This is a genomic window from Paenibacillus sp. GCM10027630, assembly GCF_042676305.1.
In the GTDB taxonomy this organism is placed as follows: domain Bacteria; phylum Bacillota; class Bacilli; order Paenibacillales; family NBRC-103111; genus Paenibacillus_S.
The window spans coordinates 14,659-27,670 of sequence record NZ_JBHTGY010000054.1 but is presented as its reverse complement, the minus strand read 5'-3'; the positions used below and the strand labels follow the sequence as shown (position 1 = coordinate 27,670).

The 13,012-nt window shown below is 45.2% G+C and carries 11 protein-coding genes; 7 read left to right on the top strand and 4 right to left on the bottom strand.

The genetic code is table 11. The features are described from left to right. Positions 1-746: 746 nt before the first annotated feature. Positions 747-1,175: a DUF2621 domain-containing protein gene (locus tag ACFQ0C_RS25900; protein WP_258214083.1), complete on the bottom strand. Its 429-nt coding sequence runs from the start codon at positions 1,173-1,175 to the stop codon at positions 747-749. A gap of 191 nt (positions 1,176-1,366) precedes the next feature. Between ACFQ0C_RS25900 and ACFQ0C_RS25895 the strand changes: the two genes are divergently transcribed. The 4 genes from ACFQ0C_RS25895 (at position 1,367) to nirD (ending at position 5,938) form a co-directional block, all read left to right on the top strand. After that, complete coding sequence (locus ACFQ0C_RS25895; protein WP_379370901.1) at positions 1,367-2,491, top strand: deoxyribonuclease IV; 1,125 nt, start codon at positions 1,367-1,369, stop codon at positions 2,489-2,491. Between the two features lie 37 nt (positions 2,492-2,528). Then, positions 2,529-3,422: a formyltetrahydrofolate deformylase gene (gene purU / locus ACFQ0C_RS25890; protein WP_258214085.1), complete on the top strand. Its 894-nt coding sequence runs from the start codon at positions 2,529-2,531 to the stop codon at positions 3,420-3,422. A 622-nt stretch (positions 3,423-4,044) separates the two neighbouring features. After that, a complete protein-coding gene (locus ACFQ0C_RS25885) occupies positions 4,045-4,527 on the top strand; it encodes a YhcN/YlaJ family sporulation lipoprotein (protein ID WP_379370898.1) in 483 nt (160 codons plus the stop codon). 1,081 nt (positions 4,528-5,608) lie between these two features. Beyond that, positions 5,609-5,938 (top strand): nitrite reductase small subunit NirD, encoded by a 330-nt coding sequence (gene nirD, locus ACFQ0C_RS25880; RefSeq protein WP_379370896.1) that lies wholly within the window; start codon positions 5,609-5,611, stop codon positions 5,936-5,938. A gap of 115 nt (positions 5,939-6,053) precedes the next feature. Here nirD and ACFQ0C_RS25875 read toward each other — a convergent pair whose 3' ends face one another. Both ACFQ0C_RS25875 and ACFQ0C_RS25870 read right to left on the bottom strand, forming a co-directional pair. Continuing rightward, on the bottom strand, positions 6,054-6,242 hold the full coding sequence (locus tag ACFQ0C_RS25875) for a hypothetical protein (protein ID WP_379370894.1): 189 nt from the start codon (positions 6,240-6,242) through the stop codon (positions 6,054-6,056). A 3-nt stretch (positions 6,243-6,245) separates the two neighbouring features. Beyond that, positions 6,246-7,355: a GGDEF domain-containing protein gene (locus tag ACFQ0C_RS25870; protein ID WP_379370892.1), complete on the bottom strand. Its 1,110-nt coding sequence runs from the start codon at positions 7,353-7,355 to the stop codon at positions 6,246-6,248. Positions 7,356-7,643: 288 nt separating this feature from the next. On the opposite strand from ACFQ0C_RS25870, the gene tkt reads away from it, so the two are divergent. Both tkt and ppnP read left to right on the top strand, forming a co-directional pair. Further along, positions 7,644-9,653 carry a transketolase gene (gene tkt, locus ACFQ0C_RS25865; protein ID WP_379370890.1) on the top strand — a complete coding sequence of 670 codons (2,010 nt, stop codon included), beginning with the start codon at positions 7,644-7,646 and terminating at the stop codon, positions 9,651-9,653. Between the two features lie 84 nt (positions 9,654-9,737). Beyond that, positions 9,738-10,055 (top strand): pyrimidine/purine nucleoside phosphorylase, encoded by a 318-nt coding sequence (gene ppnP / locus ACFQ0C_RS25860; RefSeq protein ID WP_379370888.1) that lies wholly within the window; start codon positions 9,738-9,740, stop codon positions 10,053-10,055. A 110-nt stretch (positions 10,056-10,165) separates the two neighbouring features. Here the strand turns inward: ppnP and ACFQ0C_RS25855 are convergent, their stop codons facing one another. Continuing rightward, positions 10,166-11,398: an NAD(P)-binding domain-containing protein gene (locus ACFQ0C_RS25855; protein ID WP_379370886.1), complete on the bottom strand. Its 1,233-nt coding sequence runs from the start codon at positions 11,396-11,398 to the stop codon at positions 10,166-10,168. Between the two features lie 235 nt (positions 11,399-11,633). Between ACFQ0C_RS25855 and ACFQ0C_RS25850 the strand changes: the two genes are divergently transcribed. After that, complete coding sequence (locus ACFQ0C_RS25850) at positions 11,634-12,989, top strand: glucose-6-phosphate isomerase (protein WP_379370884.1); 1,356 nt, start codon at positions 11,634-11,636, stop codon at positions 12,987-12,989. The last annotated feature ends 23 nt before the right edge of the window (positions 12,990-13,012 follow it).

Below are 13,012 nucleotides of genomic sequence, written 5' to 3'. Positions count from 1 at the left end.
AGTAAGAGTACGATGAAGGGGTTCATGCCGTAAATAGTAGTGAAAAGGGGCTGTCCCAAAAGTCATTTTGAGACAACTCCTCCACCATTTTATCCTGAATAGATGGTTGCAAAAGAGCCCTCAATTCCACTTTAATAGATTGAAGGCTTTTTTGCACATTCTTGTGTATTCTTAGTGATGAATAAGATGAGGTCGCTTTCCAGCGCGTACTCATCGCGGGTATCGGGTTCGTNTGCTCACTCTGTGCAATTATCAGGAAAATGTCAAGTTAGTTACTCCGAAAATAGCGTTCCAAGTCTTATAGCTGGAATTCCTCCTGCTAATTCTACGTATTTTGGCTGATATCCACCATTTCACCTCTATTAGAGTTAGTTTTTCCAGTTAGATTGATTTCAGGCGATATCCACGCTGGATTAGCGTTACAATTTCCATCTATTTTCTTTCCTTCCGCAGCGGCCCCGACAAATCCTCAAGATTGAAAGCAGCCTTTGAACATCGCTTCTCGCCCCATCACTTAAGTAACATCCAAAAAGCGGCCGGACTCATTTTTGGATTTTCGCCCCCCCACTCTGATGGGAATTTCCCTACAAAAAAGACGCTTCCATTTCCGCTTATATGGTGGTTTTGGAGGCGTCTTTGTATATAGTTTGGGCTGATTCATTCACTGATACCCTTTTGGGAAAGCCTCTTGCGATTTTGCGTACAGCGGAGTGTGCGATCAAAATGGTGCAACGCTTGTGAAGCGGCTATCCTTTCAGCAGATGCTTAAATGCGCTGTAATCGACCTGCTGCTTATCTAAGTATGAAGTAAGGCTCCGATAATCCCGTTTGGGAGTTGCCAGAATATATCCTTTAATACAATGGTCCTGCGTGATCTGATCAGCATGGCTTTCCAGTGCAACTTGACCGATTTTGGCAGCAATGGAATGGCGTGCAATATCGCGAAATGGCGTAGGTACCGGATCGACGAGCATATTAAGAAACGTCTTGGAATCCTCCGTCCACAAATGGCGGGATGATTCAACGTAATGATTTTGCCAGTCGAGCTTGGATTTGCCGTCTTCCTTGGGCAATACCTTCATAAATTTGCGGAACATGAAGAAACCGCCTATGGACATAAAGGTAATGAGCACAAACACCCAAAAGAATATAAACCACATAAAAGCATTGTTCATCGTTAATGTCACCTCTAGATCCATTATACCTTAATTGGTTCTTCTTCAAAAGTAGTCTATCGTATCAGGAAGGGGCAATTATAAGGCGTTTTTTTGGAAAAAGGTGGAATCTATTTGTTATTTCTAGATTTATTCCGGCAATGCTAGTAAAATAGAAATAGTGTAAAAAACAAAGGAGTTGAACTTTTACGATGCCTACTATTGGTTCTCATGTATCGTTTTCTGATAAAGGTTTGTTGAATGCAGCGGAGGAAGCTATTTCCTATGGTTCGTCTACATTTATGATTTACACTGGAGCACCGCAAAATACGCGTCGCAAACCGATCGAATCGCAATTTATTGAAGAAGGCAAAGCATTGATGGACAAGCATGGCATTGGCGAAATAATCGTTCATGCCCCTTACATTATTAATTTAGGCTCTTATAAGGAAGATACCTTTGAGCTCGCTGTGCGCTTCTTGCAAGAAGAAATTCGCCGCACGGATTATATCGGTGTTAAGCAGATTGTTCTTCATCCAGGGGCTTACACGGAAAAAGATGCTGAATATGGCTTGAATCGGATTGCCGAAGGTTTGAATGAAGTGCTGGCAGGCGTTAAAGATACGAATGTAAATATTGCGCTGGAAACGATGGCGGGTAAAGGTACGGAGATGGGGCGCAGCTTTGAGGAGCTTGCTGCGATCATCGATAAGGTTGCCGATAACGGGAAGCTGTCCGTTTGTCTCGACACATGCCACGTTCATGATGCCGGATATGATATCGTTAATGATCTGGATGGCGTATTGGAGCATTTTGACAGAATCGTTGGACTGGATCGGATCGGGGTTGTGCATCTGAATGACAGCAAAAATCCGAAGGGCGCGAGCAAGGACCGTCATGCTCCGGTTGGAGCGGGATGGATCGGGTTCGAAGCGATGAATCGGGTTGTGCATCATGACAAGCTTAAAGCTTTGCCGCTTATCCTGGAGACCCCTTGGATCGGTAAGGAAGATAAAACGCAGCGTCCAATGTATGAGGCGGAAATCGCACTGCTGAGCGGAATGGCTGAGAAGCGTTTTGGCTCCAATTTCTTGGAGGATGTTGAGCGCATCGCCCATTTCTTCAATAAACGCGAGGTACATTCGAGAGACTATGTGCTGCAAACCTGGGAGGTTCTGAAAAACGACGCCAAAGCGAAAAAAGCGGATGGACGCGAGCCGATGGAACGCTTATTCGATCAGCTTGCTGAGGATCGCTTGTTCCCAGAGCTAAGCGAAGAACAAATCAATCACCGCTTAACAGCATGGCTTGCCGGTCAAAAGGTATTCCAGCTGTAGCAGCAATCTATGAAACTATGAGGAGCAATAATCTATTATGACACCGAACATAGCAATAAAAAGCAATCGGGAGGATCTGAAGAATCGCGCGAGGATGCTCGTATCCTGCCCGGACCAGCCTGGGATTGTTGCCGCTGTATCCCGGTTTTTATATGAGCATGGAGCTAATATCGTGCAATCTGACCAGTATACGATGGATCCCGAGGGCGGAATGTTTTATATCCGTATCGAGTTTGATTTGGAAAACCTGGATGCTCGACGCGAGCAGCTGAAGACGGATTTTGCGTCCGTCGCCGCTCAGTTTCAAATGAAATGGAGCATCAATCGTGCAGGACGCAAGAAGAAGCTTGCGATCTTTGTTTCCAAAGAGGATCACGCTTTGCTGGAGCTGCTGTGGCAGTGGCAGGCGGGTGATCTGGAAGCCGATATTGCGATGGTAATAAGCAATCATAACGATATGCGGAGCTTGGTTGAATCCTTTGGTATCGAATACCACCATATTCCGGTAACGGCCGAAACTAAGGCGGATGCGGAGAGAAAGCAGCTGGAGCTGGTAGTAGATCAAGTGGACGCAGTGGTGTTAGCGCGGTACATGCAGATCATTACGCCGAAATTCATAGAGCATTTCCCTAATCGTATCATCAATATTCACCATTCCTTCCTCCCTGCCTTTGTCGGCGGCAAGCCTTATGCGCAAGCACATAATCGCGGGGTCAAAATCATCGGAGCCACTGCGCATTATGTGACCGAGGAGCTGGACGGAGGCCCGATTATTGAGCAGGACGTCCAACGTGTCAGCCATCGCGACAATGTTGACGACCTTAAGCGTATCGGTCGGCATATTGAACGGATTGTGCTGGCGAGAGCGGTGTCGTGGCATGTAGAAGACCGTGTCATTGTGCATGGCAATAAGACGGTTGTGTTTAATTAATGAGAGCTGTCATCCTATCGATTTCATAATATAAAGCGGATTCGTTAACCCGGCAGGCAGCTGGGGGAGTGGGTCCGCTTTTTAATTTGTATTAATGTACTCCATGATCGGGGAGGGGGTGCGGATGCATCGAAGTCTGCTAGGAGCGTCTAAGGGTTTGAACGGAGCAAAAATTTCCGTTATTCCGTCTCCCTCCTCCAATTTGGGGCGATAGCGGAAGGCCGAATTCCTTTATGTAGGGCGAATACGAGTGCTATGCTCAAAAACAGAGTGATAACGGAACTCGCTATTCCGTTATCGCTCTGTTTTTGTGAGCTTTCCGGGTGATAAGGAAAAAAATACTTCCGATATGTACGACTTCCTTGGACGGGGCAGTTTTCGCTCTCAGGTACCCCAGATGTGAGTTTGCACATAGAGAAGGGTGATTTTTCATAATGGTCTGAATTGGAGGGAGTCGATACTCTTGCTTTATCCCGAATCTAGGCAGGTATGCTCGCTTTAGAGAGGAGGGCTGCCAGTTTTTTTATCCTCTATGGAAAATAAAAGGTAATTTTTTGTATGCTTTTTACCAAAATCGACATACTAAGACATGCCCCATTTTCTAAAACAAGGAGAGAACCTTATGAAAAAGAATCAATTCGCTAAACAAATGGTTTTAGCAACGATGATTGCTTCGACACTACTGTTTGTTGGCTGTAGCAAGGCTAACAATAAGGTCCAGCAGCAAAGCACCAATATGAACAATGGAACCATTCATCAGCAGGCAGCCACGGATAACCGAATCCAAATTGCCGACCAAGCTGTAGCGAACATTTTGAAACTGAACGAAGTTCGGCAAGCGAATGTGCTTGTTACAAACCGCAATGCCTATGTGGCTGCTGTATTGAAAAGTGGAGTTGAACTATCACGTGCTGAGGAGGATAAGATCGCTGCGCAGGTCAGAGCGGCAGACTCCAACATTCAAAATGTATACGTATCGACGAATCCGGATTTTGTAGGGCGCATCAATACGTATGTACAAGATGTTCGCCAAGGCAAACCCGTCTCCGGCTTCTTCAACGAATTCAGTGAAATGGTAAAACGACTATTTCCAAGCGCTCATTAAACAATAGCCGGAAAATGCATAGGGGCTGTCCCAAAAGACATTTTGAGACAACCCCTCCACCATTTTATCCTGAATAGATGGTAGCAAAAGAGCCCTCAATTCCACTTTAATAATTGAAGGCTTTTTTGCACATTCTTGTTCTTGTATATTCTTAGTGATGAATAAGATGAGGTCGCTTTCCAGCGCGTATTCATCGGGGGTATCGGGTTCGTGGTTCGGTTACGGCATTGCATGGCAGTCTGGCGCACTTCGTGCAATTATCAGGAAAATGTCACGTTAGTTATTCCGAAAATAGCGTTCCAAGTCTTATAGCTGGAATTCCTCATGCTAATTCTACGTATTTTGGCTGATACCGACCATTTCATCTATATTAGAGTTAGTTTTTCCAGTTAGATTGATTTCAGGGTGATATCCACGCTGGATTAGCGTGAGGATTTCCATCTATTTTCTTTCCTTTCGCAGCGGCCCCGACAAATCATGGTCTCCTCCAGATTGAAAGCAGCCTTTGAACATCGCTTCTCGCCCCATCACTTAAGTAACATCCAAAAAGCGGCCGGACTCATTTCTCGATTTTCGAACCCCTCACTCTGATGGGAATTTCCCTACAAAAAAGACGCTTCCATTTCCGCTTACATGGTGGTTTTGGAGGCGTCTTTGTACATAGTTTGGGACTCATTCATTCACTGATACCCTTTTGGTAGCCTTTTATTTGTTCACAGAGTCCCTAATCCTTGGTTGGGTATGTAACGTTTGGCTCCCAGCAAGTTCAAGAATGCTTAAAAACGAATGATCAACTTATCCTTTTAATCGAATGTTCGTTAATCAAAAATAAACTCAAATTAATGTTATATAAACTTACATAAAAATATTGAAATATTCGTTCAATTCATATAAATTAATAATATACGTTATTTTATATGACATGGAAGTTAACTATTTTTATTTTAAATCTATATATGGCTTTTTTAATGCAATTTAGTGTTATGTTCGTGTTATAAATGTAGTGAGGTAAAAAATTCGTAGGCTACAAAAGGTTCTTATAAGATCCGTTATTAAAAAATTATTCCTGGGGTGATAGTGTATGGAACGTTTATGGATAGCTAATGTAGATGACATTCCCAAGCTCAGATCAAGAACGGTACGAGTAGGGGGCACAGAGATTGCCATATTTAAGCTGTCGAACGGTGAGTTTTATGCGGTAGAGAATAAATGTCCTCACAAGAATGGGAAGCTTTCGGAAGGCATAGTATGCGACCACCACGTATTCTGTCCACTGCATGATTGGAAAATCGATGTGAAGGACGGCTTGGTGCAATCACCAGATGAGGGGTGTGTGACCACGTTCCCGATAGAGGTGGAAGCATCGGGTCAAGTGTATTTGATTGTGGGCAAAGACAGTTTATCCGCTTAGGATTCACGATCACATCATTCTATGTAAAAAAAGAGATTGACCATCGATGAAGCTCATTGATAGTCAATCTTTCTTTTTGCTCGTTGCTTTTGAATGGATTTTGCGATGGATAAGCTCATAACAGGCTGTACGGGCAGGCCGAACTCTCAGGAATCGGTAGAAAATCAACATTTAACAGCAGGGTGTAGACGCCGTTCCCGGTCAATGATTGGACAGCTTTAAAAAAGCTGCCCAGTATGCACCCTGCCATCAAATCGAACAGCATGCCGAGTGCCAGCCACAATCTTAAGCTTAAATCATTCATCTCTCAAGCGCCTTTAGGGTCACTGATTAAGGAATGCACAACGGTTTTGTTTTTGCCGGTACGTTTGGCTGTATAAAGGGAAGCGTCGGCGCCCTTGAACAGCGCCTCTTTACCATCGCCTTTGGCATAATTCTGCAATCCGATGCTTAATGTTGCCGCTTGGGATTCTAGCTCCGGATGAAGGCTCACGGCCAGCTTTTGGCGGACTTGCTCGACGATGGCGAGGGATTCCTCCAATGTTTTTTCGGTGAAAATAACAGCAAATTCCTCACCTCCGTAGCGCGCCACAAAATCATTGGGTGTGACCGTTTCTTTAATGATATTGGCTACCCGCTGCAGCATGATATCACCGACCCAATGGCCGTATGTGTCATTAATTTTTTTGAAATTATCGATGTCCATAATAGCCAATTGGAGTGAGAGCTGGTTGTGTTCGTTTTGCTCCACCAGCTTTTCCAAATATTCATGGAAGGTTTTATGATTGTAGAGATCGGTTAATGCATCGATTTTGGAAAGCCTGTCCATAATAATATTTTTTACCAGCAGCTCTTGTCTGGCTTCGGTTGCATGCTTCAAATTGTCGAGCAGCTCGATGCCGCTTGTAGTTATCGATAGTGCGATAATAGTTACGCCGATATACAAAAACAGTACTCCAAAAATATGGATGGGCTGCATAGAGAAACGAAGATCGGGAGATAACGCATACATACAGACAAAGCAAAGTAGAGTCAGTGAGAAAGCAAGCAGAATTCGGGTCTTGTTGAAGGAGAGAACAGAGGTCAGGATGGGAAAAATGTATATCGCTGGAACGATGCCGATAGTAGGATTGATATATATGATCGATGAGGCGTAGATGATTCCGGTTATGAGCAGCAAATTATCGCTTTGTACCTTGCGGTAACGGTACAGCATTTCCGTTATGCCAGTAACTGCGGCGAGCCCCAGGGTTTGAAGAATTAGCTGTTGCGTGAATATATTGGATACGGTTGAAGGCCCTAGACGGTGAATCCAATGCTCTAAAAGTACCGTTAGTATAATGGTCATCCAATATAAATTTAGCATCTTTCTATAGGTTTGACGTTTGTTAGCCAGTTCTACCAATAGATGGTTCATGATCGACTCCCATCGCTCAAAATAAACATAAAGCTCAAATAATCAAGTATTATATATTCGCCAGATTTTTGGCAATTCCTTCGGGTTTTGATTTATATTTTATATCATTTTTTCATATGTATTACTTTTTGAGTGGCAAACTGAAATGGACAATGGTAAAATGGTGCAAGTGAAATCTAGTGCGTTAGGTTTGTGCACACGTTAACATTAAGACCGACGCTTACAGTTTTAGTAAAAAACTGGTTTCCGGCTCTGCCGTCACACTAAAAACTTTAGGAGGTTCTATTAATGACAGTAGTTAATAAAGCGATCGAGCAATTGTCGATCGACACGATCCGCACGCTTTCCATAGATGCAATTGAGAAGGCCAAATCGGGTCACCCTGGTATGCCTATGGGCGCAGCGCCTATGGGATATTCGTTGTTTGCTAAATTTATGAACCATAACCCGGAGAATCCAACTTGGATTAACCGTGACCGTTTTGTTCTCTCTGCAGGACATGGCTCCATGCTGTTGTACAGCCTGCTTCATTTAAGCGGTTATGACCTGCCTATCGAAGAGCTGAAGCAGTTCCGTATGTGGGGAAGCAAAACACCTGGGCATCCGGAAGTTGGACATACTGCAGGGGTTGACGCTACAACGGGTCCGTTGGGACAAGGTTTTGGTATGGCGGTAGGTATGGCATTGGCTGAAGCCCAATTGGCAGCTACTTATAATAAAGGTCCATTTAACGTTGTAGACCACTACACCTATGTAATTTGCGGAGACGGAGACTTGATGGAGGGTCTTTCTTCAGAAGCGGCTTCTCTGGCGGGACACTTGAAGCTTGGCAAATTGGTAGTTCTGTATGATTCCAATGATATTTCCCTGGATGGAGAGTTAAACCTTTCATTCTCTGAAAATGTTATGAAACGGTTTGAAGGATACGGCTGGCAAGTGCTTCGCGTAGAGGAAGGCAACGATCTGGACGAAATCGGCAAAGCCGTTCAAGAAGCGCAAAATGATGACCGTCCGACACTTATTGAGGTGAAAACGGTAATCGGCTTCGGTAGCCCGAATAAAGCAGGTAAAGGTGGACATGTTGGTCCTCACGGTTCCCCACTTGGTGTTGATGAAGTAGCTTTGACTAAAAAAGCATACGGCTGGCCGGAAGATCAGCATTTCTATGTTCCAGCTGAAGTAAGCGCACATTTTGGCGAAGTGAAACAAAAAGGTATCGCAGCGAATGCGGCTTGGGAAAGCAAATTTGCTGAATACGCTAAAGCTTATCCAGAGCTTGCAAAGCAATTCGAAGCGGCTGTTAGCGGCGAGCTTCCAGAGGGCTGGGATAAAGACATTCCTGAAGCGGCTCCAGCTGAGAAAGGTACTCGAACTGCATCCGGTATCGTTCTAAATGCAATCGCTAAGAATGTACCTTGGCTGGTGGGTGGTTCCGCTGACTTGGAATCCTCAACGATGACACATTTGAAAGACCTTGGCGTAGTAACGGCTAAAGACTATAGCGGACAAAATGTATATTTTGGTGTACGTGAATTCGGTATGGGCGCAGCTGTTAACGGTATGCTTCTGCACGGTGGTTTGAAAGTATTTGGCGGTACGTTCTTCGTATTCTCCGACTACTTACGTCCGGCTATCCGTTTGGCTTCGATTATGGATGTACCAGCTATTTATGTGTTCACACATGACAGTATCGGCGTTGGCGAAGACGGTCCTACTCACGAGCCGATCGAGCAATTAGCGGCGCTTCGCGTAATCCCGGGTGTAACAGTTATTCGTCCTGCGGATGGCGACGAAACAGCTGCGGCATGGCGTTATGCAGTTGAGAACAAGAAGGGCCCAGTAGCTTTGATCTTCTCCCGTCAAGCAGCTCCTAAGCTGGCAGGCAGTGAGCAAGCCAAAGCATCCCTAAGTCGCGGAGCTTATGTATTGTCCGATGCTGCAGACGGTAAACCACAAGCGCAAATTCTTGCGACAGGTACAGAAGTTCAGCTTGCTATCGGCGCTCAGAAGCAGCTTGCAGAAGAGGGCATTCAAGTGCGTGTCATCAGTATTCCGAGCTGGGAGTTGTTCGACAAGCAGCCTCAGGATTACAAGGATTCCGTCCTGCTACCTGATGTAAAAGCGCGTCTAGCTGTTGAGATGGGCCATTCCTTCGGATGGGACCGTTATGTTGGCGATCAAGGCGAAGTGCTTGGCATCAATCGTTTTGGCGCTTCAGCTCCAGGTCCAATTGTTATTAAAGAATATGGCTTTACGGTTGAAAATGTAGTTGCTCGCGTGAAGCATCTTTTGAAATAAAGGTTTAGGCTGTTAAGTAAAGAAAATTATGAAGAGGCCGGACCTGATGGTTCGGCCTTCATTCCAAAGGAGAAAAGCAGAATAATGTCTCAATTCGAACAAGTAACGGTTGTCAAAAAAGCTAATATTTACTATGACGGCAAAGTAACAAGCCGCACAGTTATATTCGCAGATGAAACGAAAAAAACTTTGGGTATTATGCTTCCTGGAGAATATGAGTTCGGTACCGATGCAAAAGAAATTATGGAGATTCTCGCCGGTGAATTGACGGTTCAGCTTCCGGGTTCTACAGAATGGATTGAAATTAATGGTACGGGTGAATTTACAGTTGCTGCGAACTCCAAGTTCAAGCTAGTTGTGAAAACAGCGACGGACTATTGCTGCTCCTATATTGCTGAGTAAGCCGGTTATCCTGGCAACGCTTGCTATTGTTATAGCTTATGCTGCATCAAAAAATACCCTGTAACGCACGAGTTTCGCGCATTCACAGGGTATTTTTCTTTTATATATAGTTATAGCTTGCTTGCAAGGTATTCTTCGATTTTCAGGCGTACATAGGGAGCAAGTCCAGATAGCATGCAGCCGTAACGGAACTTCTCATTGTCGTTCTCGATGCGGATAACTCTGGCTGTAATTGGAGGAAGCTCGGCTTCCTGCGGGAAGTGAATAACAATGAACATATCTTGAGCCAGTGGGAAAGAGGATACGATCTGAATTCCGGATTCGGACAAGTCGTAAAGCGAGCCTTCGATGGTCTGGCCGGTAAAGGAACCTTCTTGCTCCCACTGATGCACCGACAGGTGCAGCGGAATATCCAGATGGACGCGAGTATTACGCCGTCTCTCGGCTCCTGAGAGCTTCTTGCCGACCTGAGCGTTCATCCATTCCTCATAGCATTGCACGATAGCGGACAGGTCATCTTCTCCGAAGCCTTTGCTAAGACCCATTTGGAAAACACCGGTAGCTGCTTTGAGCATAGGAGAAGGAAGCTGAAAATGGCTCGATACTTCGCTTGCCAGCAGCAAATCCTTAAGCATCAGCTGAAGCGAGAACTGAGTGCTGAAGTCACGATTCAAGATTTTATCGCTCTTCATCTCGGTGATACGGCTGTTAGCGCCACCTGATTTGACGATCTGCAAGAACTGCTCGGCGTCGATACCGGCTTTGGTAACAATGGATAGCCCCTCAATCAAGCTAAGTGCATTGATGGCAACCATAGTGTTATTAGCTAGCTTCGCATAAGCTCCCGAGCCTGAAGGGCCCAAATGAATGATCTTCGTTCCCATAGCTTCGAATACAGGGCGCATGTTCTCCGTTGCGGCATAGCTTCCTCCTACCATGAAGGCAAGAAGTCCAGCTTCTGCTTGCGGCTTGCTGCCGGTTACCGGAGCATCCAGAAATTCTACGGAGCGCTCAGACATAGCTACATGAATTTGCAGGCTTGTCTCAGGGGATACTGTGCTGCAGTCGATAACCGTTTGGCCTGCTTTAATTTCTTGTATGACACCATTAGGGCCCAATACTGCATCCAGAACGGCAGCATCGTTGCTCAGCATGGTAATGACCACGTCAACACCCTTCGCTGCTTCAGCAGGAGTGCTTGCAACGGTTGCTCCAAGCGCGACGAGCTCAACCGCTTTTTCTGAAGAACGGTTATAGACTGTGACGGTAAAGCCTTTGTTCAACAAGTTGGCAGCCATAGGCTTGCCCATAGTTCCCAACCCGATAAATGCTATCGTTTTCATCGAATCACCTCGAGTTTTATTGTAGCACTTCCCGTAATCAGTGTGAATGACATACTTGCTTTTACGTTGCCAATTAAAGTATTCTAATTTAAGTGTTAAATATGATTCTACTACGAAACAAGATTCTGCTCGTAGAAATAGGCAAGAAAAGCTTACCGCCAAGATACTCATGTATCTTTATTGAAAGGCTTTGAATACAAGCATTTCTTACAAAAACTATAAGGAGGTTGTTTTCATGAGCAACAAACTTACTTTTGACTACAGCAAAGCTCTTTCGTTTATTCAACAGCATGAGGTGGATTACTTAGCCGAGCCGGTTCGAATGGCGCATGAGCAATTACATAATCAAACGGGTGCGGGTTCTGATTACCTGGGATGGGTTGACCTGCCGGTCAACTATGACAAGGAAGAGTTCGCTCGTATACAGAAAGCGGCCAAGCAGATTCAATCTGATTCCGACGCCCTTGTAGTAATTGGTATTGGCGGTTCTTATCTGGGAGCGCGTGCAGCTATTGAAATGCTGACCCACTCTTTTTATAACCTGCTTCCTAAGGGCGAGCGTAAGACGCCGGAAATTTATTTTGTAGGCAATAATATCAGCTCCACCTATGTAACTCATTTGCTGAAGCTATTGGAAGGAAAAGATATTTCGGTTAACGTTATTTCCAAATCGGGGACAACGACCGAGCCAGCCATAGCATTTCGTATTTTCCGGGAGCTGTTGGAGAAGAAATATGGTAAAGAAGCAGCTCGTAAACGCATTTATGCAACAACTGACCGTGCGAGAGGCGCGTTAAAAACTCTTGCTAACGAAGAAGGCTACGAATCCTTCGTTATTCCTGACGATGTGGGTGGACGCTATTCCGTATTGACAGCAGTTGGACTGCTGCCGATTGCTACTGCAGGTGTTGATATCGAAGCTATTATGCGCGGCGCGGCGGATGCCAAAGAGGTTTACTCGAATCCGAGCTTGAGCGAGAATGAAAGCTATCAATATGCGGCAGTTCGTAATGCACTGTACCGTAAAGGTAAAACGACGGAAATCCTCGTTAACTACGAGCCGTCCCTGCACTTTATTTCGGAATGGTGGAAGCAGCTGTTCGGGGAAAGCGAAGGCAAAGATTACAAAGGGATTTTTCCTGCCGCTGTTGACTTCTCTACGGACCTGCATTCCATGGGGCAATTCATCCAGGACGGAAACCGGACACTTTTTGAAACGGTCATTCAGGTTGCTGAGGTGTCAGAGCAAATTACGATCGGGACGGATGCCGACAATTTGGACGGCTTAAACTTCCTGAGCGGTAAAACGATGGATTTCGTCAACAAAAAGGCATTCGAGGGAACCATGCTGGCTCATACGGATGGCGGCGTGCCGAACCTGATTGTGACACTTCCTGATACAAGTGCATACACATTTGGATATATGGTTTATTTCTTTGAAAAAGCTTGCGCTATCAGTGGATACCTGCTGGGTGTCAATCCTTTTGACCAACCGGGCGTAGAAGCATATAAAGCGAACATGTTCGCGCTGCTGGGCAAGCCGGGATACGAGAAAGAAAAAGCTGAGCTGGAAGCAAGATTGACCAAGTAATGTACGATGACAAAAGCGGTTCA